The sequence below is a fragment of the Promicromonospora sp. CA-289599 genome, from assembly GCF_050936155.1.
Classification (GTDB): domain Bacteria; phylum Actinomycetota; class Actinomycetes; order Actinomycetales; family Cellulomonadaceae; genus Promicromonospora.
Genome location: NZ_JBNJNI010000001.1, coordinates 3,085,805 through 3,111,159, shown reverse-complemented (window position 1 = coordinate 3,111,159; position 25,355 = coordinate 3,085,805). Strand labels below are relative to the sequence as shown.

The 25,355-nt window shown below is 70.4% G+C and carries 23 protein-coding genes; 4 read left to right on the top strand and 19 right to left on the bottom strand.

Features of this window, described 5'->3' with window-relative positions:
- Positions 1-24: 24 nt before the first annotated feature.
- The 13 genes from ACQEVI_RS13785 to ACQEVI_RS13725 form a co-directional block, all read right to left on the bottom strand.
- The gene (locus ACQEVI_RS13785; protein ID WP_432899649.1) at positions 25-261 is read right to left on the bottom strand and encodes a hypothetical protein; all 237 of its coding nucleotides are present in this window, start codon (positions 259-261) and stop codon (positions 25-27) included.
- A 181-nt stretch (positions 262-442) separates the two neighbouring features.
- Positions 443-2,800 carry a rhamnogalacturonan lyase gene (locus ACQEVI_RS13780; RefSeq protein WP_432899646.1) on the bottom strand — a complete coding sequence of 786 codons (2,358 nt, stop codon included), beginning with the start codon at positions 2,798-2,800 and terminating at the stop codon, positions 443-445.
- 48 nt (positions 2,801-2,848) lie between these two features.
- Complete coding sequence (locus tag ACQEVI_RS13775; RefSeq protein ID WP_432899643.1) at positions 2,849-3,553, bottom strand: Poxvirus protein I5; 705 nt, start codon at positions 3,551-3,553, stop codon at positions 2,849-2,851.
- A gap of 5 nt (positions 3,554-3,558) precedes the next feature.
- Entirely contained in the window at positions 3,559-4,494 is a 936-nt protein-coding gene (locus tag ACQEVI_RS13770) for a carbohydrate ABC transporter permease (RefSeq protein WP_432899640.1), read from the bottom strand.
- Positions 4,491-5,480, bottom strand: a complete 990-nt coding sequence (locus ACQEVI_RS13765; protein WP_432899637.1) for a carbohydrate ABC transporter permease — start codon at positions 5,478-5,480, stop codon at positions 4,491-4,493. Before ACQEVI_RS13765 ends, ACQEVI_RS13770 begins: the two co-directional genes overlap by 4 nt.
- A gap of 2 nt (positions 5,481-5,482) precedes the next feature.
- Positions 5,483-6,817, bottom strand: a complete 1,335-nt coding sequence (locus tag ACQEVI_RS13760) for an ABC transporter substrate-binding protein (protein ID WP_432899634.1) — start codon at positions 6,815-6,817, stop codon at positions 5,483-5,485.
- A 294-nt stretch (positions 6,818-7,111) separates the two neighbouring features.
- The gene (locus ACQEVI_RS13755) at positions 7,112-8,203 is read right to left on the bottom strand and encodes a Gfo/Idh/MocA family protein (RefSeq protein WP_432899631.1); all 1,092 of its coding nucleotides are present in this window, start codon (positions 8,201-8,203) and stop codon (positions 7,112-7,114) included.
- Positions 8,204-8,334: 131 nt separating this feature from the next.
- Complete coding sequence (locus ACQEVI_RS13750) at positions 8,335-9,825, bottom strand: mannitol dehydrogenase family protein (protein WP_432899628.1); 1,491 nt, start codon at positions 9,823-9,825, stop codon at positions 8,335-8,337.
- On the bottom strand, positions 9,818-10,672 hold the full coding sequence (locus tag ACQEVI_RS13745) for an ABC transporter permease (protein WP_432899625.1): 855 nt from the start codon (positions 10,670-10,672) through the stop codon (positions 9,818-9,820). Before ACQEVI_RS13745 ends, ACQEVI_RS13750 begins: the two co-directional genes overlap by 8 nt.
- The gene (locus ACQEVI_RS13740) at positions 10,672-11,607 is read right to left on the bottom strand and encodes an ABC transporter permease (RefSeq protein ID WP_432899622.1); all 936 of its coding nucleotides are present in this window, start codon (positions 11,605-11,607) and stop codon (positions 10,672-10,674) included. The genes ACQEVI_RS13745 and ACQEVI_RS13740 overlap by 1 nt, the downstream gene beginning before the upstream one ends.
- Complete coding sequence (locus tag ACQEVI_RS13735) at positions 11,604-12,737, bottom strand: ABC transporter ATP-binding protein (RefSeq protein WP_432899619.1); 1,134 nt, start codon at positions 12,735-12,737, stop codon at positions 11,604-11,606. Before ACQEVI_RS13735 ends, ACQEVI_RS13740 begins: the two co-directional genes overlap by 4 nt.
- Positions 12,738-13,967, bottom strand: coding sequence for an extracellular solute-binding protein (locus tag ACQEVI_RS13730; RefSeq protein WP_432899616.1), 1,230 nt, complete (start codon positions 13,965-13,967; stop codon positions 12,738-12,740). It abuts the gene before it with no gap.
- A 55-nt stretch (positions 13,968-14,022) separates the two neighbouring features.
- Positions 14,023-15,033, bottom strand: coding sequence for a LacI family DNA-binding transcriptional regulator (locus ACQEVI_RS13725; RefSeq protein WP_432899613.1), 1,011 nt, complete (start codon positions 15,031-15,033; stop codon positions 14,023-14,025).
- A gap of 127 nt (positions 15,034-15,160) precedes the next feature.
- On the opposite strand from ACQEVI_RS13725, the gene uxaC reads away from it, so the two are divergent.
- From uxaC to ACQEVI_RS13705, 4 genes are all read left to right on the top strand, one after another.
- Complete coding sequence (gene uxaC, locus ACQEVI_RS13720; protein WP_432899610.1) at positions 15,161-16,588, top strand: glucuronate isomerase; 1,428 nt, start codon at positions 15,161-15,163, stop codon at positions 16,586-16,588.
- 232 nt (positions 16,589-16,820) lie between these two features.
- A complete protein-coding gene (locus tag ACQEVI_RS13715; protein WP_432899607.1) occupies positions 16,821-18,896 on the top strand; it encodes an alpha-glucuronidase in 2,076 nt (691 codons plus the stop codon).
- A gap of 141 nt (positions 18,897-19,037) precedes the next feature.
- On the top strand, positions 19,038-19,223 hold the full coding sequence (locus ACQEVI_RS13710) for a ribbon-helix-helix protein, CopG family (protein ID WP_253873565.1): 186 nt from the start codon (positions 19,038-19,040) through the stop codon (positions 19,221-19,223).
- Between the two features lie 7 nt (positions 19,224-19,230).
- Positions 19,231-19,638 (top strand): type II toxin-antitoxin system death-on-curing family toxin, encoded by a 408-nt coding sequence (locus ACQEVI_RS13705; RefSeq protein WP_432899603.1) that lies wholly within the window; start codon positions 19,231-19,233, stop codon positions 19,636-19,638.
- Between the two features lie 46 nt (positions 19,639-19,684).
- On the opposite strand, the gene ACQEVI_RS13700 is transcribed toward ACQEVI_RS13705, so the two are convergent.
- The 6 genes from ACQEVI_RS13700 to ACQEVI_RS13675 all read right to left on the bottom strand — a co-directional run bounded on the left by ACQEVI_RS13700 (position 19,685) and on the right by ACQEVI_RS13675 (position 25,354).
- Positions 19,685-20,026 (bottom strand): YnfA family protein, encoded by a 342-nt coding sequence (locus tag ACQEVI_RS13700; protein WP_432899600.1) that lies wholly within the window; start codon positions 20,024-20,026, stop codon positions 19,685-19,687.
- 47 nt (positions 20,027-20,073) lie between these two features.
- On the bottom strand, positions 20,074-20,322 hold the full coding sequence (locus ACQEVI_RS13695; protein WP_432899598.1) for a hypothetical protein: 249 nt from the start codon (positions 20,320-20,322) through the stop codon (positions 20,074-20,076).
- Between the two features lie 102 nt (positions 20,323-20,424).
- On the bottom strand, positions 20,425-21,345 hold the full coding sequence (locus ACQEVI_RS13690; RefSeq protein ID WP_432899595.1) for a hypothetical protein: 921 nt from the start codon (positions 21,343-21,345) through the stop codon (positions 20,425-20,427).
- A 58-nt stretch (positions 21,346-21,403) separates the two neighbouring features.
- Entirely contained in the window at positions 21,404-22,084 is a 681-nt protein-coding gene (locus tag ACQEVI_RS13685; protein WP_432899592.1) for a DUF624 domain-containing protein, read from the bottom strand.
- Complete coding sequence (locus ACQEVI_RS13680; protein WP_432899589.1) at positions 22,077-23,627, bottom strand: GH39 family glycosyl hydrolase; 1,551 nt, start codon at positions 23,625-23,627, stop codon at positions 22,077-22,079. The genes ACQEVI_RS13685 and ACQEVI_RS13680 overlap by 8 nt, the downstream gene beginning before the upstream one ends.
- 83 nt (positions 23,628-23,710) lie before the next feature.
- Complete coding sequence (locus ACQEVI_RS13675) at positions 23,711-25,354, bottom strand: ABC transporter substrate-binding protein (RefSeq protein WP_432899586.1); 1,644 nt, start codon at positions 25,352-25,354, stop codon at positions 23,711-23,713.
- Position 25,355: the final 1 nt, after the last annotated feature.

Sequence of the window (25,355 nt, the reverse complement as noted above, 5' to 3'; positions counted from 1 at the left end):
CCTACCTTGGCAGCAACTGCATGGTCAGCTCGACTGATCCGACGAGCGGACCCTCACCGGAACCTGGCGCCGGCCCCGGGACGCGAGGAACGCCGCGGGCCCGAGGAGCGGCACGACGACGATGACGAGCAGCGTCAGGACGGCCTCCCCGGTCCGCTCCCAGCGCGTCCTGAACCAGACGACGAGCGCGGCGAGGGTCAGCGCGACGGCCACCAGCGCACCAGCTGACCAGATCAGGTCGTACGGCGAAAGCGCGAACATGGTCGTCCAATCGGGTCGGGGCAGGTCGTGACGACCGACGCTACTCCACGGCTTCGCGGGCTGTCACTCGGGTCGGGCGGGATACCCCGCATGGTCACCAGGTCTCGACAGACTCGACCAACGCGGCGTCACCGGGTCTCGACAGGCTCGACCAGCGAGTGTGGTCGAGCCTGTCGAGGGGTCAGCCGCGGCCCGGGATCGGGACCGTGGACCAGTCGGTGTCCGAGGCCAGGTAGAAGCCCGGGTACGACGGCTGGTTGTACGTCGTCTGCTGACGCGCCACCTCGACGCGGTACTGCCGGTCCTGCATCAGCGTGTACAGGGCGATGTCCGTCGGCTCGGTGGTCGTGTACAGCCGGAGCGCGCTGGAGTCGGTCGTCCGCACCAGCACCTCCTCACGCCAGTCGCCGAGCACGTCGGCCACGAGGGACGGCGTGCCCTTGGTGCCGTTGTTCGTCAGCGTCCCGTCCAGGGTCTTCATGACGCCGCGCGACCAGTCGGTGATCGTCGGCGTCTGTGCCTCCGCACCCCCGATGATCTGCGTGGTTCCGTCTCCGGCCCAGCGCACCGACTGGTTGGTGCCCATGGTCGTCGTCGACAGCTGCGCACCCGTGGCGCTCAGCGTGCCCGACCCGAGGGTGCCGTCCGGCATGGACGCCCAGACCTCGACGCCGGGGACGTCCGAGCGGACGTCGCCGATCATCGCCCGGCCGGTGTCCCGGCCCGAGTACTGGCCGAACAGCACCTCACCGGTCGCGGCGTCGCGCAGCGCGGAGCCGTACGGCGCCCAGGGTCCGCCCTCGTGCGCGGTCCAGATCTCGAGCCCGGGCCGTGCCGGGTCGATGTCGGTCACGTGCATGGCGTCACCGTGGCCCAGCCCGGCGCGCGCGCCGGGGTTCGCGGACCCCTCGGGCAGCGTGTCGAACGACGAGTAGAGCAGCGACCCGTCGTCGTCGAGCGTCGCCGAACCGTAGATGATCTCCTGCTTGCCGTCGGCGTCGACGTCGGCCACGGACAGGGAGTGGAAGCCCTGCGTCGTGATGCTGCCCCACTCCGGCGAGGTGCCCGGCACCCCGTGCGGGCTGTCGTTGAACGGGTTCGACATCGGCGCCCAGCCGGAGTCGGCGAGCCAGCGCTTGGTCAGGTGCCTGCCGTTCCAGTCGTAGGCCGCGATCGTGGAGCGCGTGTAGTAGCCGCGCGCGAAGATCGCGCTGGGCCGGCCCTCGGACAGGTAGGCGACGCCCGACAGGAACCGGTCGACCCGGTTCCCGGGTTCGATGCGGGCCATCGCGTAGTCGCCCCAGAGCAGACCGTCGTCGGTGCGCCCCGGCTCGTAGTCGACGGTCTCCATGGGCTTGCCGCTGCGGCCGTCGAAGACCGTGAGGTACTCCGGCCCGCTCACCACGAAGCCCTCGAACCCGCGCAGCTGGTTCCGCGTCGAACGGGCGGGTGCGAAGACATCGATGAAGTGGTCGGCGGCGGCACGCGCGTCGGCGTCGGACAACGGGTAGGACCACCGGGCGTCGATGCCCCACGCCTCTTCGAGCGTGGCGGGCCACTCCCCGCTGGTCACCTCAGGCCGCGTCGACCAGCCGCGGAACATCTCCACGAGGTGCTCGTAGTAGTCGCCGGCCGACATCCGGTAGTCGTCGGCGTGGGTCACGCCGTCCGCCCGGTCGTCCCGGGGGATGCCGATGTACCTCTCCCCGGCCGGCCGGCCGTTGCGGTACGTGGTCATGTGCGTGCCCGGGGCGGTCTTGACCATCAGCTCGGCGCGGCCGTCACCGTCGAAGTCGTAGACGGGGAACTGCGTGTAGTGCGCGCCCGCGCGGATGTTGACGCCGAGGTCGATGCGCCAGAGCTGTGTGCCGTCGAGCTCGTAGGCGTCGAGGTAGACGTTGCCCGTGTACCCGACCTGGGACACGTCCTTGGAGTTGGACGGGTCCCACTTCACGACGATCTCGTACTCGTCGTCGCCGTCGAGGTCCGCGACGGACGCGTCGTTCGCGCGGTACGTGTACGCCTCGCCGGCGGGCGTGACGCCGTCGGCCGGCTTGTTCAGGGGGATGTCGAGGTGCCCGTCGCCCCACACGGTGGCCGACGCCGACCGGCCCGCATACTGCCCGCTCAGTGGAACTACCCGGTACCTGGAGCCGGCGGTGCCCGCCGGGTCGACATAGTTGGTCGAGCCCGACACCTTCGCGACACGCCTGCCGTCGCGGTACACCGCGAAGTCCGGGCTCTTGAGCCCGGCGGAGGTATGACCGGTGACCTCGGGCGCGAGCAGCCGCCAGCTCAGGAAGACGCCCTCGCTGGTGGACGCCGCGACGAGGCCGCGGTCGAGCCGCTCGGTCCCGGACCCCTGCCCCGGCCGGCCGCGCTCGGCACCCAGGTCACCCTGGTCGCCGGTCAGGACGGCATTCTGGCCGGTCTGAGCGGTCTGAGCGGTCTGGGCGGACGCAGCGACGCCCACCCCGCTCAGTCCGAGGCAGAGGGCCACCGCCAGGACAGCCCTGCTCTGGATTCGTCTCGCGATCATGTTCGAATTCCTCTCTGAATTCTCGATCTCACGGATAGCTGGACGGCGTCAGTCGAGCGCGCGACGCCGCACACGTCGCGTCTCGACGGCGACCGCCGCCAGGCTCAGCAGACCGCCCGTCACCAGGACGAGCGGCGTCAACATCCAGACGAGCACCACGCACATCACCAGGGCCGCGAGCACCAGGGCGGACCCCGACAGGTCGTCCCGGGCGCGCACGGCCCCCCGGGACACCAGCACCCACACACCACCGGGGCCCGCGACGAGCCCCGGCCGGTACCCAGATCCCGTACCGGGTGATGCACCGGGTGAGCCCGGCGCTGGCTCGTCGTCGGACCAGGCGGCCGCGGCGCGCACCAGCACCACCGCCGCGCACGCCGCGACCCCCCACGTCACCCAGCGGACGACGGACGCCCCGGGCAGCGCACCCGACGCCGTCAGCCCGGTGTTCACCACGACCGCACCCGCGGCGAGCGGCAGGAGCGCGCCCAGCGCCCAGAGGCTGCGCGCGGCGGCCAGCCAGTCCCGCGCGAACGTCCGGACCGACGTGTCGTAACCGCCGAGGTGGCGCCGCAGGTGCGCGGAGCCGGCCGCGAGCGCCGCCGGGAGCGTCACCACGGGGAGGCTGCCGACCAGCACGAGCAGCCCGGTCAGCAGCGTCTCCCCGAGCAGCGCGAACCGGCTCTCGCCGGCCACGCGCTGCCCGCCTGCCGGCTGTGCGGCGGCCTCGTCCTCTCGTCCGTCGGCGTCCACCCGGCTCAGCCCTTGAGGCCCTGCGTCGCGACCCCGTCGACGAGGTACCGCTGGAACAGCACGAAGAACAGCAGCACCGGCAGGAGCGCGAGCACGGCCATGGCCATCTGCGCGCCGTAGTCGGAGACCGACGTCTGGTCCACGTACATCCGCAGCGCGATGGGCAGCGGGTAGGTGTCGGGCTGCTTGAGGTAGAGCAGCGGCCCGAGGAAGTCGTTCCACGACCAGATGAAGGCGAAGATCGAGCTGGTGATCACCGCCGGCCGCATCAGCGGGAGCAGCACGAGCCGGAAGATGCCCCAGTGTCCGCAGCCGTCGATGCGCGCCGCCTCGTCGAGCTCACGGGGCAGCCCGCGCAGGAACTGCACCATGAGGAACACGAAGAACGCCTCGGTGGCCAGGAACTTGGGCGCCAGCAGCGGCAGGAACGTGTTCACCATGCCCATGGAGTTGAACAGGATGTACTGCGGGATGATCACCACGTGGAACGGCAGCAGCATCGTGCCGATCATGATCGCGAAGTACACCCCGCGCCCCGGGAAGCTGATCCGGGCGAACGCGTAGGCCGAGACGGTCGCCGACAGGACCACGCCGACCACGGAGCCGACCGCGAGGATCAGCGAGTTGAGGACGAAGGTCCAGAACGAGATCCCGCCGATCCCGCTGAGCGCCGAGACGTAGTTGTCGAGCGTCCATGTCTCCGGCCACAGGTTCACGTTGCCGACGATGTCGCCGGTCGGCTTGAACGTGCTCATCAACATCCACACGCCGGGGTACAGGATCACCACAGCGATCGCGAGCACGGCCACGTGGAACACCACGGAGCGGATGCGCCGCCGCTGGCGTGCCCTGCTCGACGACGAGTGGTCCCGGTCCGCGCGCAGAGCGGTCCCGCCGCCCAGCGCGGTGGGGTTCGGGTTCGGGTAGCTGGTCTCGGTCATCGCACGTCTCCCGTGTAGTGGACCCACGCACGCGAGGTGCGGAACAGGACGGCGGTGATGATCCCGACGACGAGCACGAGCACCCAGGCCATCGCCGAGGCGTACCCCATCCGGAACTCCGTGAAACCCTTGATGTAGAGGTAGAACGTGTAGAACAGCGTCGAGTCGGCGGGACCGCCGGTACCGCCGGAGATGATGAAGGCCGAGCTGAACACCTGGAACGCGCCGATGGTCTCGAGCAGCAGGTTGAAGAACAGCACCGGGGACAGCAGGGGGATGGTCACCGAGACGAACCGCCGTATCGGCCCCGCGCCGTCGACCTCTGCCGCCTCGAGCAGCTCGCCCGGGATCTGCTTGAGCCCCGCCAGGAAGATCACCATGGGGGCGCCGAACTGCCACACCGCCAGCAGGATCATCATCGGCATGGTCATGTCGGGATCGCCCACCCAGCCACCGCCGGGCAGCCCGAAGAACTGCTGGACCTGGTCGGCGATGCCGTCGTCGATGAACATCGCACGCCACACGATCGCCACGGAGACGCTGGCCCCGATGAGCGACGGCGCGTAGAACATCGAGCGGTACGCGCCCTGGCCGCGGTGCTTCGCGTTCAGCAGCAGCGCCACCGCGAGTGCCGCAGCGAGCTTCACCGGCACGCCCACCAGCACGTAGATGGTGGTGACCTGCGCGGACTTGAGGAACCGCGGGTCGGCGAACAGCGTGGTGAAGTTCTCGATACCGACGAACTGCGGCGCCTGGAACAGGTTGTAGTCGGTGAACGCGAGGTACAGCGACATCAGCATCGGGCCGGCGGTCAGCAGCCCGAACCCCAGGAGCCACGGGGACAGGAACGCGTAGCCGGCGCGGATGTCGGCCCGCCTGCGCGGCGACCGGCCGGCGCCGCCCCGCGCGGGGGCCGACGTCGCCGTCGTCCCCCGCGCGCTGCCGCGCCCGGCCGCCTGGCCGCGCTCGGTAGTGGTAGCCGACATGGTCATTCCCCGCCGAGGTTCGCTTCGGCGCTCTGGAACCACTGGTCGGCGAACTCCTCCGCGTTGATGTTGCCGTAGGCGAGCTCCTCGCCCAGCCGCTTGAACTCGGCCTCGACCACGCCGTAGCCCTCTGCCGGGAGCGGGGTCTCGGCCGTGACCCGGTCGGTCACCTCTTCCTCGTAGGTGACGATCTTCGAGTCGATCGAGCCCTCGGCCAGCTCCATCGCTTCCTTCTGGGCCGGTACGGCGGGCACGCCCTTGGACGTACCGAAGATCGTGCCGACCTCGGGGTCGTTCACCAGGAAGTCGATGAGCGCGGCCGCGGCGTCCGGCTCGTCCGTGTTGGCCGACGACGACAGCAGCATCGACGGCTTCCAGAACTGCTGGGAGCCGTCGGCGCCCGTGGGCACCGGCAGGATGCCGAGGTTCTCCGTGCCCGCGCCTGCCGCGTAACCGGCCAGCATGTTGTCCCAGGTGATCTCGGTGGCCGCCTGGCCGACCTGCATCCCGCCGAGCGGCTCGACCTGCTTGGCGCGCTCGATCGGGAAGAACACCTTGTCGTCACGCAGCGGCTGGGAGCGCTCGACCCACGCGACGAGGTCCGCCTTCTCGAAGGCCGGCGAGCCGTCCTCCGCGAACGGGGCCTTGCCCTGCTGGACCAGCCACTGGATGAAGAGCCAGAGGGCGCCGGTGTAGTCCGTGCCGCCGTAGATCTGCGGGTCCTGGCCGGCCCCGGCCTCGCTGACCTCGCGGAGCCAGGCGTCGTACTCGTCCCAGGTCAGGCCCTCCGCTGGCGGCTCGATGCCGAGCTCGTCCAAGAGGTCCTGGTGGTAGAACATGCCGAGCGTGTTGGTGCTCGTCGGGATGCCGAACTGGCCGCCGTTGACCGAACCGGAGCCGAGCAGCGTCTCGTCGTAGCCGGCGGTCTCCAGGTTGACGCCGACCTGGCTCGACAGGTCGAGCAGCTGGTTGTTCGACGCGTACTGGTGGATGTACGCGAGGTCCATCTGGAAGACGTCGGGGAGGGTCTGACCGGCCGCCTCGGTGGTGCGGGCGGTCCAGTAGTCGTCCCAGGCCTGGAACTGGGGCTGGACGTCGATGTTCGGGTACTTCTCCTCGAACAGCTTCACCGCTTCCTCGTAGCGGTTCGCGCGATCGTCGTCACCCCACCAGACGAGGGACAGCTCGATGTCCCGGTCGGTGGCGACGGGCGCGGCCTCGGCCGAGGTAGCGGCGTTGCCGCCTCCCCCGCACGCCGAGAGGGTGAGCGCGGCGACCGCCGCGATAGCCGTTGCGTGGACGGCGGCCTTACCGGTGGTGGTGCGTGTGCGAACCACGTGAGCCTCCTTGCTCGTACTGCTGTTGGCACGCCGGCTGCGTCCTCGACGGCCGACTGAATCGATACAATACCGCTCCGGGAAGCGTTGTCCAGGGCTTCAGGTCAGGAATTCGTAACGAAGTGCACCGATACAACCCATCAGCACCCGACCGTAGGCCGGGTCGCCGGAACGGATGAGCGCAGGCAGGGTCGCCGCGTGAGCGGCCGTACAGCGACCGGACCTACGCTCGCGCGCCGGAGGCGACCGGGCCTACGGTCGACGGTGGCGCGGCGGCACAGCGGAGCCGGGCCGTCAGGCCGTGTCCTTCACCGGAGCCCACGCCGGTCCGGTACCGCGCATGGACGCGTGGAACGGGTCGCCCGGCTCGATCTCGCCGGCCCGGACCACCACGCCGGTGAACGCCGACCGGTAGATGGCGGCGACCAGCTCGAGCGTGCCGCGCGTGTCGGCCAAGGTCACTGGCGGCGCCTCGCCCGCGGCGAAGGCCCGGTAGGTCGGCAGGAACTGGGCAAGGTGCCCGGAGGGCAGGGCCGCGGGGTCCGGCTGCCACAGCTGCCCGACGTCGGCCCGGTCCTTCGCGGGCGTGAACGCCCAGTCGGCGTCGTCGTACCCGTACAGGTGCGACAGCTCGATGGTCGCCGCCTCCGTGTCGAACCGCAGTTCGGACGTCTCCCGCGGGGACAGCAGGGAGTTGGTGATCGTCGCCATCGCACCGTTGGCGAAGCGCACGATCGCCATCGACACGTCCTCGGTGTCCACCTGCCGGGCGAGCCGGCCGGCCATCGCCGTCACCTCGGACCAGGGTCCGAGGACCGCAAGCAGCAGGTCGAACTGGTGGATGCCGTGGCCCATCGTGGGCCCGCCGCCCTCGGTGTCCCACCGTCCGCGCCACGGCACCTCGAAGTACTCGGGCGCGCGGAACCACAGGGTGTCGCACGTCGCGACGAGCGGGCGACCCAGCGCACCGTCGTCGAGCAGCCGCCGCAGCTGGCGCAGGCCGTGCCCGAACCGGTGCTGGACCACCTGGGTGAACGTCGCGGTGGAGGCCGCCTCGGCCTCCGCGATCTGGTCGATCTCCGCGAGCGAGAGCGTTGCCGGCTTCTCCACGACCACGTGCACGCCGGCCTTGAGCGCGGCGACCGCCGCGTCCACGTGAGCGCCCGGCGGGGTGCACACGTGCAGCACGTCGGTCTCGGCGAGGACGGCGTCCAGGTCGGTGCCGTGCCCGGCGACGCCGTACTTCCGGGCGAAGGCCTCGGCCCGGGCCGGGTCGATGTCGAGGGCGTGCGCCAGGACGGCGTCCACCCCGTGCTGCGACAGCGCTGCGATCGCTTCCGCATGGGTCCCGGCGATGGCACCCGTACCCAGGATCGTGACTCTCATGTCTCTCCGTCCTCAACGAGGTGAATCGTTTCACCGCCCAAACCCGACCGTACCAGCCCCTGTTGAGTGCGTGATATTCGCCCCTACAGCCGGGCTGGAAGGGCGAATATCCCGCACTCAACGGGGAGGGTTCAGCGGACCGACTCGATCTCTTCTGCCACCGTGTCCAGGAAGGTGTCCGGGGTTGTTTCCGGGAGGAGGCCCGGGAGGCCGAGCAGGGCCCGCACGTCCTCCTCGGCACCGGCCAGTCCCTCGACGTCGCCCAGCCCGTCGGAGCCGCCCGGCACCTCGAAGGCGTTGACCACAGCGGCAAGCTCCTCGGCGCGCGGGTCGTCGACGCCCTCGCCGGAGAGCGTCCGACGTCGGACGAACTCCGCCCAGGCGGCCAGCGCGAACGCCACCCCGCGCGGCTCCCGGCCGGCGGCCAGCGCGTCGCCAAGGACGCCGCCCCACCGGTACGGGATCTTCTGCGTGCCGTCCATCGCCACCTGCGCCGTCGTGTGCCCGGTGTGCGGGTTGGCGAACCGCGCGAGGATCTGCTCGCCGTACTGGCGCAGGTCCAGGCCCTCGGGCGGCGTGAGCGTCGGCAGCGCGTCCTCGAAGAGGTACTGCCGGGCGCGCTCGGCGATCGCCGGATCAGCCATCGCCGCCGCGATCGTCGTGTGTCCCGCGAGCCACCCGGAGTACGCGACCAGGGAGTGCGTCCCGTTCAGCAGCCGCAGCTTGGCCTGCTCGAACGGCGCGACGTCCTTGGTCAGGGTCGCGCCGGCAGCCTCCCAGGCGGGGCGCGGGCCGGCGAACCGGTCCTCGATCACCCACTGCGCGAACGGCTCACCGACGACCAGCCCCTCGTCCCGCGCACCCAGCGCCTCCTCGACGTGGTCGCGCTGCTCCGGCGTCGTCGCGGGCACTATCCGGTCGACCATCGAGCACGGGAACGTGACGTGCGCGTCCAGGAACCCGCGCAGCACGTCGCCCTCCGCCCCGGGCAGGCCCGCGTCCACGGCCTGTCGCACCAGACGCTCGAGCACACGGCCGTTGTCCACCATGTTGTCGCAGGTCAGCACGGTGATCGGTACGCCGGATCCCGCGCGTGCCGCGAGGCCGCGGACCAGGAGGCCGATCGCCGACGTCGCCGGGCGCACCGGCGACTCCCCCCGCGCGCCGGCCCGCAGCGCCTCCAGGTCGCCGGCCACCGCATCCAGGTCGAGCACCCCGTCCGGCGTCCTGGCGTACCCCTTCTCCGTGATCGTCAGCGTGACGACGTGGGAGGACGGCGCCGCGAGCGCCGCCAGCACTCGCTCGGTCTCCTCCGCGGGGTAGGCGACGTCGACGACCGAGCCGATCAGCTCGACGGAGGACTCCTGCTCGCCCGCCGTCAGCACCGCGTACACGCCGCCCTGCGGGCGGAGCTGGTCGCGGACGGTCGCCGACCGCTGGGTCACGCCGAGGATCCCCCACGAGGTGTCGCCCGTGGCGATCGCCGCGCGTTCGGTGTAGACGGCCTGGTGTGCCCGGTGGAACGCCCCGATGCCGAGGTGGACGATACCCACCGCCGTCGGCATCACCGGCGCGTCGATGCCCACGGGGACGTTGTCCCGGTGCAGGCGGTCGTCAGTCATCGCGTGTCTCCTTAACCTGTGCTACGAGCTGCGTCGGGTTCACGAACCGCAAGGCGGCCACGAGCATGACGAGCATGGTCGCTGTATAGATCACCGACATGGCCGAGATGAGCTGTCTCGCCTCACCACCGCCGGCGGATGTCATGCCACGGTAGATCGCCACGACGAGTGTGTCCGAACCGGGGCCGGACACGAGGAACGTCAGCTCGAACAGTCCGACGGTCCGGACGAGCACGAGGATCGCCGCGGCGAGGATACCGGGCACGAGCAGCGGGGCGAGGACCCGGGTGAACACCTGCCTGGTCCGCGCTCCGCACATCCGGGCCGCGGACTCTATGGCCGGGTTGATCTGCTCGATGAACGGCGTCATGGTCAGGATCACGAACGGCACGGACGGGACGAGGTTGACCAGCACGACGGCGGTCAGCGTGCGCCCGAGCCCGAAGGAGTACATGACCGTCGCGAGCGGGATGCCGTAGGTGATGGGCGGCATGAGCACCGGCAGCAGGAACAGCAGCATGATCGCGCGCTTGCCCGGGAAGTCGCGGCGGGCGAGCACGTACGCGGCGGGCACGCCCACGGCGACGGAGATGACGACGACGAGCGCCGCCACGCCGACCGTGACGCCGACGACCTCGCCCAGCGCGAACCGGTCCCAGGCCTCGGTGTAGCGCTCGGTGGTCAGGCCCTCGGGCAGCCAGGTGTCGAACCACTGCCGCCCGAACGAGTCGACGACGACCGCGAGAAGGATGCCCAGCAGGAACACCCCGAACGCGGTCATGCCTGCCCAGACGAACCAGGTGGACGGCCTGGCTGCGATCGGCCGCTCGAGCGTTGCGGTGGCCATCAGCCCTTCCCTCCGGTGGTCCCTCGGTACAGCAGCGACCGCAGGCCCAGCACGGCCACCACGACGATCAGCTCGACCGCGCCCATCATCAGCGCGATGGTGGACGCCATCGCGTAGTCGTTCTGCTCGCCGAACGCCCGGAACGCCATGAGCGACATGACCCGGGTCTCGCCCATGGCGTCACCGACGAGCCGCGCGGACGGGAACACGGAGAACGCGAGCACGAAAGTCAGCACGAAGGTGGTCGCGAGGCCCGGCGCCAGCAGCGGCAGGATGATCCGCCGGAACCGCTGCCACCAGCCCGCGCCGAGCGTCTTGGCCGCGCGTTCCAGCGACGGGTCGATGCCCGACAGGTACGACGAGATGAGCAGGAACGCGAACGGGAAGCCGGTGATGACCAGGGAGAACATGACGCCCAGGTAGTTGTTCACCAGCCTGAGCGGCTCGTCGATCAGGCCGATCTCGAGCAGCGTCCGGTTGATCCAGCCCTGGCGCCCCGCGAAGATCAGCAGCCCCTGCGCGGTGAGCACCGTGCCGAGCGTGATGGGAAGCACGAGCAGCGACGTCAGCAGCCGCTTGCCGCGGAACCGGTGCCGCAGCACCATCGCGACCGGCACGGACGCCAGCACGTTGAAGAGCGCGGCGGGAAGCGCCAACCGCATGGTGATACCGACGGAGTCGAACACGAACGGGTCGCGGAAGAACGCCACGTAGTTCGCGAAGATGCCGCCGCCCCACTGCTCCTGCATCGCCGCGGTGGGCTGGACGGTGAGCCCGATCCCGTACGAGAACGGGTACACGAACAGCGCGACCGCCACGACGAGGCCGGGCACCAGCAGGAGCAGGGTCGGGTCGACGCCCCGCTCGGCCAGGCGGTGCCGCAGGCTCGCGGTGGCCCGCCCCGCCCGCGGCCCGCCGCCCCCGCCCAAGCTCATGCCGCCACCTCCACCGGCGCGACGGCGTCCAGCGACTCGGGGAACACCAGCACCCGCTCGACCGGCGCCGTCAGCCGGACGGAGCTGCCGACCTGCGGGGCCGACGGCGTCCGGGCGTGCAGCATCGTGTCGCCGGTCTGCACCCCGACGGCGTGCTCGCGGCCGTGGTACTCGACCACGGCGACGGTGCCGGGAACGGCGCCCCCGTTGGTCGAGTCCGTCGAGACCTCGACAGGCTCGACCACCGAGACCACGAAGTCCTCCGGCCGGATCGCCACCCGCACCTGGTCCCCCGCGCTCAGGACGCCGACCGCACGCCCCGTGAGCTGTACCCCGCCGTCGGCCGTCCCGGGAAGGGCGACCACCACCTCGCCGCCGGACGCCGAGACGACCGTCGCGGTGAGGATGTTCCGGTACCCCATGAAGTCCGCGACGTACCAGCTCGTCGGGCTCTCGTAGAGCTCGTCGGGCGTGCCCACCTGCTGCACGCGCCCCTCCCGCATGACGACCAGGCGGTCGGCCAGGGACAGCGCCTCCTCCTGATCGTGCGTCACGTAGATGGTCGTGAGTCCCAGCGACTGGTGCAGACGCCGGATCTCCGTGCGCATGTCGAGGCGCAGCTTCGCGTCCAGGTTCGACAGGGGCTCGTCCATGAGCACCAGCGACGGTTCGAGCACCACCGCGCGGGCGATCGCGACGCGCTGCTGCTGCCCGCCCGAGAGCTGGCCCGGCAGCTTCTTCGCGTGCTCGCCGAGCTTGACGAGCTTGATCGCCTCGCGCACCCGCGAGTCGATCTCGGCCCGCGGCCGCCCCTGCATCTGCAGGCCGAACGCGACGTTCTTCTCCACGGTCAGGTGCGGGAACAGCGCGTAGGACTGGAAGACCATCCCGAACCCGCGACGCTCGGGCGGCAGGGTGTCGATGCGCTTGCCGTCGAGCAGGATCTCGCCGTGCGTCAGCGGGAGCAGGCCGGCGAGGCAGTTCAGCGCCGTCGACTTGCCGCAGCCCGACGGCCCGAGCAGGGCGACGAACTCGCCGGACCTGATCGTCAGGTTCAGGTCGGACAGCGCGTCCACCCCGCCGAACCGCCGTCCGACACCGCGCAGCTCCAGGGAATCGAAGTCACTCACTCAGGACTCCTCCTCCACCTTGCCGCCGCCGACCTCGCGGTCCCAGATGTCGAACGCCTTGACCATCGACTCGGCGTCGAGCGGCACGACGGCGTCCTGCGATTCGATGAGCTCGTCGAACAAGGGCCGGCCGAACTCCTCGATGACGTCCTGCGACTCCTGCGGCGCGAGGTCCAGCGTGGCGCCCTCGACGGCCGGGCCGGGGTAGAAGTAGCCGGCGTCGTACGCCTTGGCGTTCTGCTCGGGCGTGAGCATGTCCTGCAGCAGGAGCATGATCGCGCTGATCTTGTCCGCGCTCTGCCCCTTCGGGATGGCCGCGTAGTGCGCGTCGGTCACCCAGGTGAAGTCGTCGAACGCGGCGGCCTGCAGCTTGTTCGGGAGCTGGCCCTCGGCGCGCGGCGCGATCTCCCAGCCGGTGGTGGTCGGGACCATGGACCAGGTGCCGTCGGCCAGGTTGGTGATGACCTGGCCAGTGCCCGTCGGGTAGGTGTCGACGTACTCGCCGAGCTCCTTGAGGTACGCCCAGGTCTTGTCCCAGCCGTTCTCGGGGTCGCTCGGGTCCGAGTCCCCCAGGATGTACGGCAGGCCCATGAGGAAGGTGCGTCCGGGACCGGAGTTCGCGGGGCGGGCGTACCCGAACTTGCCGGGGTTGGCCTCCGCCCACTCCAGCAGCTCCTCCGGGGACGCGGGCGGCGCGTCGACGACGTCCGGGTCGTACTGGAGCAGCGGCCCCGACGGGTAGTACGTCGTCACCACGCCGAAGCCCTGGGCGAGCTCCTGCATCTTCGCGGCGGGCTCCAGGTAGTTCTCCTGGTTCGACACGCGGTCGCCGTAGTCCTCCACCACCGGGAGCCACAGGTCCTGGCTGATGCCGGCGGCCAGCCCGTCGTTGCCGGTGAACACGACGTCGATGGACAGGTTGCCGCTGTCGACCTGCGGCTTGACGATGCCCGTGACGTCAGGCGCGCCACCCGTCTCCCAGGTGACCGACTCGATGACGTCGGGGTTGTTCTCGACGAACTCGTCGACCATGCCCTCGGTGAGCCGCTGGTTGCCCGCGACGTCGAGGATGTTCAGCGTCACGGGCTCGGAGGGAGTGTCGGGGACGTCCGCCGCGTCGGTGACGGCTCCGCCGCTCTCGCCGCCGGAGGGCGCGGGCGGGGCGCAGGCGGTCAGCAGGGTCAGTGCCGCGACGCCGGCGAGCGCCACAGCCTTCTTCGAGGTGCGCATGGTGCCTTCCTCTCTCTCGGGCTCCTTCGCCCAGGGTTTGTCGCCGGGACGGGCGTCAGTTGACCGGCCCGGCAGGTACGGGTCCTGTGGACCCGCGAATAGTGAGCTCCACGGGGAGCTGTGAGCTGGTGGACGTCCCGCCGCGCAGGCGCGCCAGCAGCAGGTCGACGGCGCGGCGGCCCAGGCGGGCGAGCGGTGCGTGCACCGTCGTGAGCGCGGGCGAGACGAGGGTGGCGAGCTGGACGTCGTCGAACCCCACCACGGACATCTCGCCCGGTACGTCGACGCCGCGGTGCCGGAGCCGGTCCAGGATCCCGAGCGCCATGAGGTCGTTGAACGCGACGACGGCGGTCACGCCGCTCGCCAGGGCGTAGTCGGCGGCCTGGGTGCCGCCGGCGAAGTACGGCTGGAAGCCACCGAGCTCCACCAGCTCGACGTCCCGCTGCTCGGCGGCGGCCTTCAGCCCGGCGACGCGGCGGCCTCCGGACCAGGACGACGACGGCCCCGCCGCGACGCCCACCTTCCGGTGCCCGAGCGCGTACAGGTGCCCGAGCACCTGGGCGACGCCGTCGGCGTCGTCCACCGAGACGCACGGGATCTCCGGGGACTCGGAGCCGGAGCCACCGGTCAGCTCCCGGCTGGCCAGGACCGCCGTCACACCCACGAGCGCCGCGCGCAGCTCCGCGTCACCCGACCGCGGCGAGGCGACCAGCAGGCCGTCCGTCCGGGCGGCGAGCGCGCCGATCAGCTCGGCCTCGACGTCCGGGTCCTCGTCGGAGTCGGCGACGAATACCTCGTAACCCTCCGCGCGAGCACGTGCCTGCACGGCTTTGGTCACGGTGGCGAAGTAGGGGTTCTCCAGGTCGGGCACCAGCAGGCCGACGGCGTGCGTACGCCCCATCCGCAGGCCGCTCGCCGCCTGGTTGGGCCGGTAGCCGAGTTCCGCGGCGACCCGTGTCACACGTTCGAGGGTCTCCGCGGCCACCCGTTCGGGGTTGGAGAGGGCCCGCGACACGGTGGAGATCGAGACTCCGGCGGCGCGAGCGACGTCGTGCACCGTGACCATGGCACCTCCTTGTGACCGTTGCGACACTGCAAACGTTTGCACCATACCCTAGGTTAGAGTGCAAACGTTCGCACCACCCTCCGTCCGGCCGCCCGACCGGCCCGGCAATGACGCCAGGAGCACACGAATGACCGCATGGACCCTGCATCCCGACCGAGCGCTGCCCGCCGACCCCGTGACGCGACCGATCGCGCGCGAGATCTACGAGGCGGTGCAGGACCTCCCGATCGTGTCGATGCACGGCCATGTCGACGTCACGGCCTTCGCCGACGACGAACCGTTCCCGGACCCGGCGCAGCTCCTCGTGGTGCCCGACCACTACCTGACGCGGATGCTCGTCTCGCAGGGTGCCCGGCTCCCGGAGCTGGGTGTGGGGCCGGTCGACGGGCCGGGCTTCGAGTCCGACCCGCGCGAGATCTTCCGGCGCTTCTGCGCGGGCTGGAAGCACTTCCGCGGTACGCCCACGCGGTACTGGATGGAGCACGAGCTCGTCGAGATCTTCGGTGTGACGGTGCGGCCGTCCGCCGAGACCGCCGACCAGATCTACGACCAGATCGCCGAGACCCTCGCCGACCCGACCTTCCGGCCGCGTGCCCTCCTCGACCGGTTCGGCATCGAGATCATCGGCACCACCGACCCCGCCTGGAGCACGCTCGAGGAGCACGCCCGCCTCTCCGCCGACCTGCCGGGCCGGGTGCTCCCCACCTTCCGCCCCGACCCGCTGCTGCACCCCGCCCGGGCGACCTGGCAGGGCGACCTGGAGCGGCTCGCCACGGCATCGGGCATCGCCACCGACACCTACGCCGGCTATCTGGCGGCGCTCCGTGAGCGCCGCGCCGCCTTCGTCGCGGCCGGCGGCCTCGCCACCGACCACGGCCACCTCGGCGCCGACACGACCCCGCTGCCCGACGACGTCGCGAGCAGCCTGTTCGAGAAGGCGCTGCGGGGCGGCTCCGCCGGGTCGGGGATCAGCACGGCGGAGGAGTCGGCGTTCTCCGCGCACATGCTGTTCCAGATGGCGGCGATGTCCGTGGAGGACGGCCTGGTCATGCAGTTCCACCCCGGCGTGCTCCGGGACCACGACCCCGCCGTCGCCGCCACGTTCGGGCCCGACAAGGGGTACGACATCCCCGTCGTCACCGAGTTCGCGCACGGCCTGCGGCCGGTCCTGGAGGCGTTCGGCAACTCGGCGAACTTCCGGATGATCGCGTTCACCGTCGACGAGGACGTGTACTCGCGCGAGCTGGCGCCGCTGGCGGGCGTGTACCCGGCGCTCCGGCTCGGCGCGCCCTGGTGGTTCCTGGACGCCCCCGACGCGATGCGCCGGTTCCGGGAGGCGGCGACGGAGACCGCGGGGTTCTCCAACATGTCGGGCTTCGTCGACGACACCCGCGCCTTCTGCTCGATCCCCGCCCGCCACGACCTGGCCCGGAGGGTCGACGCCGGCTACCTGGCCCGACTGGTGGCGGAGCACCGCCTCGACCTGGACGAGGCGGTGGACACCGCGGCAGACCTGGCCTACCACCTGCCGAAGCAGGCCTACGCGCCCCGCTGACCCTGCCGCCGCAGGTCGAGACCCGCGCTCTTCGAGGTCTAGGTTTCTCCTTTCTGAAACGTTTCAGAAAGGAGAAACCTAGACCTCGAAGTGCGTCGCTCGCCGGGCGCCGAGTCCGCCACGTCCTCGGGTGGGCCCCGGTCCGGGGTGGACCTGGACCAGTTCGCTGAGGCACAGTTCAAGCACGCCCCCACATATCTGCATATCAACCGCAAGACGGACGGGACGATCCATGACCGGTGATACTCAGCGCTCCGTGCCCCATCCGGCCTGGCTGCCCGACGACGCGTTCGCCGCGATCGGCAGCCGCCGCGTGGTGGTGGCCGGTGACGGCGTCCTCGCGGGAACGGTCGCGGAGGAGGTGGCCGCCGCGACCACGCGGTTCGGCGGTGCGTTCTCGCGCCTCGAGGTGGGCGACGGCGTGTCCGACGCCGAGCTGGTGCTGACGCTCGCGCACTTCGACTCCTCGTCGCACGACCACTCGACCGACGAGAGCTTCCGGTTCACGCGGGAGGCGGGCGCCGTCGTCGTGCAGGCGGAGACCGACGCCGGGCTGCTGCACGGCCTGTTCCACGTGGTGCGCCTGGGCGAGGCGGCGTTCGACGGGCCGGACACCGACGAGACGCACGCCCCCGCGACCGACCTGCGGATGCTCGACCACTGGGACAACGTTGACGCGCACCCCGTCATGGGCCAGGTGGAACGTGGCTACTCCGGCGGTTCCATCTTCTACGACAACGGTTTCGTCCGCGCCGACCTGTCGCGCGTCGAGCAGTACGCCCGGCTGCTGGCCGCCGTCGGGATCAACCGGGTAGCGATCAACAACGTCAACGTGCACACGCGCGAGGCACGCCTGCTGACCGACGACCTGGGCGACGTCGTCCGGATCGCCGCCGTCTTTCGGCGCTGGGGCATCCGGGTACACCTGTCCGTCTCGTTCGCCTCGCCCATCGTGCTCGGCGGGCTCACCACCTCGGACCCGCTGGACCCGGGCGTGGCGCACTGGTGGGTCCGCGCGGCGGCACGGGTGTGGGACGCGATCCCGGACTTCGGCGGGTTCGTCGTCAAGGCCGACTCCGAGGGCCAGCCCGGCCCGTTCGCCTACGGGCGCACACATGCCGACGGCGCGAACATGCTGGCCGCGGCCGTCGAGCCGTACGACGGCCTGATCCACTGGCGGGCGTTCGTCTACGACCACAGGCAGGACTGGCGCGACCGGTCCACCGACCGGGCCCGCGCCGCCTTCGACCACTTCCAGCCGCTCGACGGCACCTTCTCGGACAACGTGATCGTGCAGGTCAAGTACGGACCGCTCGACTTCCAGGTACGGGAGCCGGTCTCGCCGGTCCTTGCCGCGATGCCCCGTACCCGGATCGCCCTGGAGCTGCAGGTCACCCAGGAGTACACGGGCCAGCAGCGGCACGCCGTCTACCTCGGCCCGCAATGGAGCCAGATCCTCCGGTTCCGGTTCTGGGACCGGCCCGGAGTCGACGGCGGTTCCCCCACGGTCGCGGACCTCGCGACCGGCCGCGGCAAGGCCGCCGAGGACCCGGGCACCGGCACGTGGCACAAGCCCGCCGGCGGCTTCGCCGCCGTCTCGAACGTCGGCGACGACGAGTTCTGGACCGGGCACCCGTTCGCCCAGGCCAACCTCTACGCGTACGGACGGCTGTGCTGGGACCCGACCCTGGACCCGGCCACGGTGCTCGACGAGTGGGTGGGCCTCACCTTCCCGGGTGCGCCCGACGCCCTCGGGCAGGCTGTGCACGCGGTGCTCGACCGGTCCTGGGAGACGTACGAGCAGTACACGGCACCGCTCGGCGTGGGCTTCATGGTGCGCCCCGGCCACCACTACGGCCCTGACGTCGACGGGTACGAGTACACCCCGTGGGGCACCTACCACTTCGCGGACCGCGACGGGATCGGCGTCGACCGGACCGCGCGGACCGGCACCGGCTACGCGAGCCAGTACCCGTCGCCCTGGCGGGAGACCTACGAGTCGCTGTCCACCTGTCCGGACGAGCTGCTGCTGTTCTTCCACCACGTCCCGTACTCGCACGTGCTGCACAGCGGGAAGACCGTGATCCAGCACGTCTACGACACCCACTTCGAGGGCGTCGAACGGGTCGAGGCGATGATCCGCGCGTGGTCGGCGGTCTCGAAGCTCGTGGACGCGCGGCTCTCCGAGCGCGTCGCGGACCGGTTCGCGGAGCAGCTCCGCTCCGCCACCGAGTGGCGCGACCAGGTGAACACCTACTTCCTGCGGAAGTCGGGCGTCCCGGACGAGCGGGGGCGCACGATCTATTAGCCGTGGTGAGGCGGCCCGGAGGCGGAGCCTGGTATCACCTTGATACCTTGGCCCATCTGGCTAAGGTATCAAGGTGATACCTTAGCCAGATAATCCCAGTTCAGGATGCGCAATAACTCCAGAGGAGTCACACTAATGGCTATGACACTCCGCCTGACTGAAGAAGAGGACCGCGCGCTCACAGCCACTGCCGAGCGGCTGGGGATTTCGAAGCAAGAGGCCGCGCGCGAGGCCATCCGCGTGTTCGTCGATGAGCGCGCGCACTTCGAGGACGTCGTTCAGCGCGCCGTCGACCGCTTCGGTCCGGTCCTCGACCGGCTCAAGTAGCGTCCGCATGAGTTTCCGATACCTGACCGCATCCGAGCTGCTCTGGATCGCGGACCAGTTCCTCGGTCGCGCCGTTGAGGTCCGCGACCCAGGCCTGCTCGATTCCGCTGTCACCCGTCCCGCATCTTCAATGATGGGCGTCGAGGCGTACCCCACGATCGACCTCAAAGCTGCCGCACTGCTCGATTCCACAGTTAACAACCACGCGCTGATCGACGGGAACAAGCGCCTCGGACTGATCGCCGTCGCAACCTTCTACGAAGTGAACGGCTTCTACTTCGACCCACCGCTCGACGACGCCTACGAGGTGGTCATGGCCGTAGCAGACGGATCACAGCGTGACGTCGCGAAGATCGCCCAGATGCTCGCGGCTTGGCGTGCGCCGCTCGCACCGGACGAGAACCGTCTCACCTGATCCGGCCGTCCGGGCAGCACTGCTCAGGGCGATGTGGCATTTGCGTCTAGCCACCCGTCGCCGCGCGCGGTCCGTACATGATCACGGCGACGCCGACCAGGCAGATCAGCGCCCCGGTGACGTCCCACCGGTCAGGGCGAAAGCCGTCGACGACCATGCCCCAGACCAGGGAGCCGGCCACGAAGACGCCGCCGTAGGCCGCCAGGATGCGGCCGAAGCTGGCGTCGGGCTGAAGGGTCGCGAAGAAGCCGTACAGGCCCAGCGCGATCACTCCGGCACCGATCCACAGCCAGCCCCGGTGCTCGCGCACGCCCTGCCACACCAGCCAGGCGCCACCGATCTCGAACAGGGCGGCGGCGATGAACAGGATGATCGAGCGCATGACCATGGCACGACGGTATCCGCCGAGCGAGCTCGAAGGACCGACCCCGGACATCAGCCCGCGTCGAACCGCTCCTCGCCGTCCAGGTCGGGGTCGTCCTTCGGATACTCGCCGGGGATCGCCCTCTCTCCTGCCGGGTCCTCGGTCGTGCGGTCGAGGTCGTCGTCCTGCCCCGGCACGTCGCGCGGTCCGGGATTGGTGCTGCCCTGGACGTCGTCAGCGGAGACCGGGTCGACGCGCGGTCCGGGATTGGCCTGCGGCACGGGTGCGTCGTCGGTCCGGTAGTTCTCGTTCTCGCTCATGATGGGCTCCCTCCGGCTGGATGGTGCGGCGGCGCGACCGTAGGGACGACCACGCCACCGCCTCTCGACCGTACGGCGGCTACGTCCCACTCGCACCCGCCCCTACAGCGGCGTATCGCCGGGCGCCTTCGCGTCCTCCACCCCGGCGCCCGCCGGCAGGCCGATGTCCCAGTACTCGATCGTCTGCAGCGCCCAGAAGAGCGCGAAGATCAGCATCATCGCCGTCTCGACCACGAACAGCGTCTGCGGGAACAGGTCCGGCAGGAACCGGTCGAGGACCACCATGACGGCCAGGCCCACCACCATCACGACGGCCATGACCCCCGCGATCCAGCGGTACCAGACCCGGTACGCCCGGGCGGACATGCCACGCAGCCGCTCGAGCGCCTGGGCCGTGACCGCATGGTCCGAGCCGTTGATCCAGGCGACGGCCACCAGGCAGGCGAACAGCAGGACCGCCGCCGTGTAGTGCGCCGACTCCAGGAAGCTCGCGGGCCACACCAGCAGCCACCCGCCCGTCCCGGCCCAGGTCAGCCACGTGAGCCAGAGGTCCCAGCCCGCGCGTCCGCCCAGGTCACGTCGCCGCGGCCAGGTCGCCAGCACCAGGACCAGGCCGCCGACGAGGAGCAGCGTGCCCACGTTGTTGCCCACCCGCTCCGGCACGTCGAGGCAGTACGGCTCGTCGCTGCACATCGCGGCGTCGAGCGGTGTAGGGATCAGCGCGACGGCGACCGCGAACATGCCCGCGAAGTTGAGCAGCACCTCCTCGGCCCCGTGCCTGCCCTTGATCGCGATCAGGCACGTGCCGATACCCACCAGCGTGCCCACGAAGATGCTCTGCACAGGCGAGTAGAAGTACGCGCTGATCGACGCGTGCCACCACTCCTCGCCGGAGTCGAGCCTCCCGTGGTCGGCGGCTATCTGCATCGTCAACGACACGAACAGCACCAGCACCCCCGCCACTATCGCTATCCGCAGATAGCGATAGGTCAGTCGTGCCGGGTCCCCCTGCTTGATCGCCATGCGCTCACTGTGGCGCACGTGCCACAGATCGGACAATGTTGCACCTGTGCCGTGCGGGTCAGGACCCGCCGGTGAACCGCTCCTCGACATCGGCCAGCAGAGGGGCCGCGTTGCGCAGCACGAAGGCGAGCCACACCACCGCGACCAGGCCGAACAGCACCTCGGTGGTCAGCACGACCACTCCCCCCGCGAGCACGAGCAAGGAGAGGTTTCCCAGCGTGACCAGCGGACGTGCCGCGAGGTAGTGGGCGGCGAGCCGTGCCGAGTCTCGTGCCCGGAAGCCGAAGAACGAGACGATCACCAGCACGTTCACCGTCCACAGGAGCAGTCCCGCGCCGATGACGAGAAGGGCTGGCGCATACCACGCGGGCACCCCCGACGCACCGAGGTTCGCCAGCGAGAACGCCAGGATGCCGAGCACCACGAGCGCAGGAGTCCACACCCGGAGGATGTCGGCCCAGTTCAGGCGGTACCCCCGCCAGAAGGAGGATGCCGGGGTCAGCGCGTCGGAGGTGGCCCGGTCGCGCAGCGCGAACAGCCCGGCCGAGGCCGCCGGGCCCAGCGGCAGCAGGCACAGCACGACGAAGGGGACGTTGCCCGGCGACCGGTCCAGCAGGGCCAGCGCGACCAGGCCCGGCAAGGAGGTCAGCACGAGCAGCAGCTCGACCACGAGATACCAGTAGATCGCGTTCGCGGCCCGGCCCAAGGGCCCGTCGCCGAACTCCCGGCGCTCAGCCACGGCCCAGGATCCGGGAGTCGTCGAGCCAGGACGGGGTCTCGTCGCGTACGGCGTCGACGGTCACCAGCGTGACGCCGTGCCGCCCGATCGTCAGGTCGAGATCCACCCGGCCGCCGTCGTCGACCGGTAGCGAGTGCGCTCGACGCGCGGGCTCGCTCGCCTCGTGCAGCACGTCCAGCTGTCTGCCCGACGGCGACGCGGGCCGCCCCATCTCGCGCCAGGCCGCCCACGCGTTGCCGGCGGTCTCGTCGACGTCGTAGCGCATGGTGAACACCCTTCCCCCGGCCGCCGGGCTTGTCGAGGCCTGGTGAGAGGTGGGGGCGACCGGGATGCTCAGCCGTAGCTCGTGCCGGTCCGGTTCCGGTGGGTCGTCCGTGCCGCCCACCGGCTGCCAGGCGAGCACCGTCACCTGACCGGTCGCGGGGTGCCGGGTCACCAGGTGGTCGACCCCGCGGGCGAGGATCTCCGGCCCCATCCGCGCCATGAAGGCGTACAGGTGGAAGGTCGGCTTGCGCACCTGCCGGTGGGCCAGCATCCCGAACCCGCCGTGGAAGAACGACGCCGGCACACCCGCCTCCTCGAAGACGTCGCTGAACGTCCAGTAGGAGAACGAGTCCGCGTGCTCGCCGCCCTCCGCGAGCACCGGGGCGAGGTAGGCGGCGCTGTACGCCGTGTCGTGCACCGGGTTGTCGGGGCGGTAGCTCGTGTTGAACTCGGTGACGTGCAGCGGCCGGTCCGCGAGCGCCGTCCCGGCGAGGACCTTGCGCGGCCTGGCGAACTGGTCGAGCAGGTGCTGGGGCCGCTGGAACGTCTGGTAGACGCCGAACGGCACGTGCTGGGCGGGCCCGGAGCTGTAGGCGTGCACGGAGAGGAAGTCGGCCGGCAGGTCGCGCGCGGTGACGAACTCCGCGAAGGGCTCCCACCAGTCGTCCGCTCCCGGGGAGAGGGCGGGGCCACCCACCTGGAGCGTCGCGTCGACGTCCTGCACGGCCCGGACGGACGTCTCGTAGAGCTGGAAGTAGGCCGCCTGGTCGGCGTCCTTCCAGAACTGGGGCAGGTTGGGTTCGTTCCACACCTCGACGGGCCAGGTGCGTACCTCGTCGAGGCCGTACCGGTCGACGAGGTGCCGCAGGAGTGCCCGCACCAGGCTCGCCCACTCGGCGTGGTCCCGGGGCGGGGTGACGTTGCCCAGCCACCAGAACACCGTCTGGTCGCCGGACGCGAGCTCGCTGGGCATGAACCCGAGCTCGAGGAACGGCTTGATCCCGAGCTCCAGGTAGGCGTCGACCACCTGGTCCACGTAGGTGAACACGTAGGCGGTGCCGCGGTGCCCACCGGCGTCGTACGGCCGGTGGACGGCGACGTCGTCGTGCAGGAGGCCATGGCCCCGGACGTACCGGAAGCCGATCTCGCGCTGCACCAGGGCCAGGGAGTCCTGGTAGTCCTTGCGCAGCGCGAGACCGAACCGGCCCGTGCCGACGCAGGTGCGCCAGGCGTCGCTCAGTGTTCCGGCGGCCTCGGTCGGCACGATGGTGCGGGGCACGAGTCTCCTCGGTGGTTCGGGCGTGGGCAGGCGTGCGGGTCGCCGACGACGGCCCGCACGCCTGGGTCAGGGTCAGGTGACGGTCACTCGCCGCCGGCGACTGCGCCGTTGGCCAGCTCGACGTACTCGGCCATGTTCGCCGCCTCGAGCTCGGCGACGTAGTCGTCCCACTCGCTGAGCGGTCGCTCGCCGACGATGAACTGCGCGGTGTTCTGGTAGACGGTGTCCTGCAGGTTCGTCTGGTAGAGCGTCGCCTGCTCCTGCTCCATCTCGTCGTACGTGATGGCCGGCGGCAGGGGCAGCTCCTCCTTCGCGTTCATGCCGTCGAGGAACTCGACGACCTCGTCGCGCAGCATCGACTTGTCCAGCTCCTCGGTGGACCCGTGGGCCAGCATCCAGACGCCGTTGTGGAAGCCGAAGTCCTTGCGGAGCTCCTTGGGCGCGCCGGGGTTGAGCCCGTTCACGTCGATGTCCTCCCCCAGGACCCGCTTGTCGCCGTCCCACTCGAACGTCTCGCCCTCGACGCCCCACTTGGAGAACTCCAGGCCCTCGTCCGAGTAGTACAGCCAGTCGACGAACTGCAGCATCGCGAGGAAGTCGGCGTCCTTCGCCGCCTCGGCGCCGAACACGATGCCCGACTCGCGACGCGAGCCCGCGGCGAGGTAGCTGCCGTAGGGGCCGGCGGGCACCACGATCTGGCGCACCTCGGCGTCCTCGTCGCCGAGCTGCTCGAAGTTGTCGCGGTACTTGACCAGCTCCTGGTCGTTCGAGCTGATGGCGGCGACGCTGCCGGACGCGAACTTCTGCTCGCCCTGCTCCATCTCCTGGGTGACGGACTCGGGGTCCATCAGGCCTTCCTCGACGAGCGACGCGAAGTACGTCACCAGGTCGCGGTAGCCGTCGGTGGCCCCGGCGTAGGTGAACTCGCCGGCCTCCTCGTCCCACCACAGGCCGTTGATGAAGCCGGTGCCGGCGGAGGTCCCGAAGTTGGGGGCGGCGGCGTTGAGCGTCTGCTCCATCGGGCTGTTGATCGACCACTTGTCGCTGAACGGGTAGTCGATGTCCGGGTTGGCCTCCTTGACGGCCGCGAGCTGCTCCTTGAACTCGTCCCAGGTCTCGGGGTCCTCGGTGATCCCGGCCTTCTCCCACAGGTCGGTGCGGACCGCGACGGAGTACTGCGGCTTCGCGATCTCGTGGATGCCCGGCAGGATGTAGTACTTGCCGTCCTCCTGGCGCAGCTGCTCGACCTCGGCCTCGAGCCCCCACTTCTCGATCTTGTCGAGGAAGTTGGGCATGTGCTCCACGTAGTCCGAGATCGGCAGCAGGGCGTTCCGGAACTGCGTCTCCTCGCCCGCGTAGATGGAGGGCATGATGTCGGGTGCGTCCCCCGAGCTGATGAGGACGGAGCGCCGTGTCGCCAGGTCGGCGAGCGGCACGTTGACGTACTCGAACTCGACGTTCTGGTTGTTCTTGAGGTGCTGGACGATCGGCCAGTCCTCCTTGAACGGGTAGTCGGGGTGGTCGCGGTACAGCAGGCTGAAGTCGACGGGCTCCGTCGCCTTGAACGTGGTGCCGACCTCGAAGTCCTCCATGTAGCCGACCTGCGACTCCATGTCGATGTCACCGGACTCCTCGTCGCCGCCGCCACTGGTCGAGCACGCACTGAGCGTGACGACCAGGGCCGACGCAGCGAGGCTGGCGACAGCCCTTCTGCGGGTGATCCTCATG

What these genes read in the sequence shown, in the direction of transcription:
- ACQEVI_RS13785 (WP_432899649.1), bottom strand. Translation starts at nt 261, where the DNA reads ATGTTCGCGCTTTCGCCGTACGACCTGATCTGGTCAGCTGGTGCGCTG.
- ACQEVI_RS13780 (WP_432899646.1), bottom strand. Translation starts at nt 2,800, where the DNA reads ATGATCGCGAGACGAATCCAGAGCAGGGCTGTCCTGGCGGTGGCCCTC.
- ACQEVI_RS13770 (WP_432899640.1), bottom strand. Translation starts at nt 4,494, where the DNA reads ATGACCGAGACCAGCTACCCGAACCCGAACCCCACCGCGCTGGGCGGC.
- ACQEVI_RS13765 (WP_432899637.1), bottom strand. Translation starts at nt 5,480, where the DNA reads ATGTCGGCTACCACTACCGAGCGCGGCCAGGCGGCCGGGCGCGGCAGC.
- ACQEVI_RS13755 (WP_432899631.1), bottom strand. Translation starts at nt 8,203, where the DNA reads ATGAGAGTCACGATCCTGGGTACGGGTGCCATCGCCGGGACCCATGCG.
- ACQEVI_RS13750 (WP_432899628.1), bottom strand. Translation starts at nt 9,825, where the DNA reads ATGACTGACGACCGCCTGCACCGGGACAACGTCCCCGTGGGCATCGAC.
- ACQEVI_RS13745 (WP_432899625.1), bottom strand. Translation starts at nt 10,672, where the DNA reads ATGGCCACCGCAACGCTCGAGCGGCCGATCGCAGCCAGGCCGTCCACC.
- ACQEVI_RS13740 (WP_432899622.1), bottom strand. Translation starts at nt 11,607, where the DNA reads ATGAGCTTGGGCGGGGGCGGCGGGCCGCGGGCGGGGCGGGCCACCGCG.
- ACQEVI_RS13730 (WP_432899616.1), bottom strand. Translation starts at nt 13,967, where the DNA reads ATGCGCACCTCGAAGAAGGCTGTGGCGCTCGCCGGCGTCGCGGCACTG.
- ACQEVI_RS13725 (WP_432899613.1), bottom strand. Translation starts at nt 15,033, where the DNA reads ATGGTCACGGTGCACGACGTCGCTCGCGCCGCCGGAGTCTCGATCTCC.
- uxaC (WP_432899610.1), top strand. Translation starts at nt 15,161, where the DNA reads ATGACCGCATGGACCCTGCATCCCGACCGAGCGCTGCCCGCCGACCCC.
- ACQEVI_RS13715 (WP_432899607.1), top strand. Translation starts at nt 16,821, where the DNA reads ATGACCGGTGATACTCAGCGCTCCGTGCCCCATCCGGCCTGGCTGCCC.
- ACQEVI_RS13710 (WP_253873565.1), top strand. Translation starts at nt 19,038, where the DNA reads ATGACACTCCGCCTGACTGAAGAAGAGGACCGCGCGCTCACAGCCACT.
- ACQEVI_RS13705 (WP_432899603.1), top strand. Translation starts at nt 19,231, where the DNA reads ATGAGTTTCCGATACCTGACCGCATCCGAGCTGCTCTGGATCGCGGAC.
- ACQEVI_RS13700 (WP_432899600.1), bottom strand. Translation starts at nt 20,026, where the DNA reads ATGGTCATGCGCTCGATCATCCTGTTCATCGCCGCCGCCCTGTTCGAG.
- ACQEVI_RS13695 (WP_432899598.1), bottom strand. Translation starts at nt 20,322, where the DNA reads ATGAGCGAGAACGAGAACTACCGGACCGACGACGCACCCGTGCCGCAG.
- ACQEVI_RS13690 (WP_432899595.1), bottom strand. Translation starts at nt 21,345, where the DNA reads ATGGCGATCAAGCAGGGGGACCCGGCACGACTGACCTATCGCTATCTG.
- ACQEVI_RS13675 (WP_432899586.1), bottom strand. Translation starts at nt 25,354, where the DNA reads ATGAGGATCACCCGCAGAAGGGCTGTCGCCAGCCTCGCTGCGTCGGCC.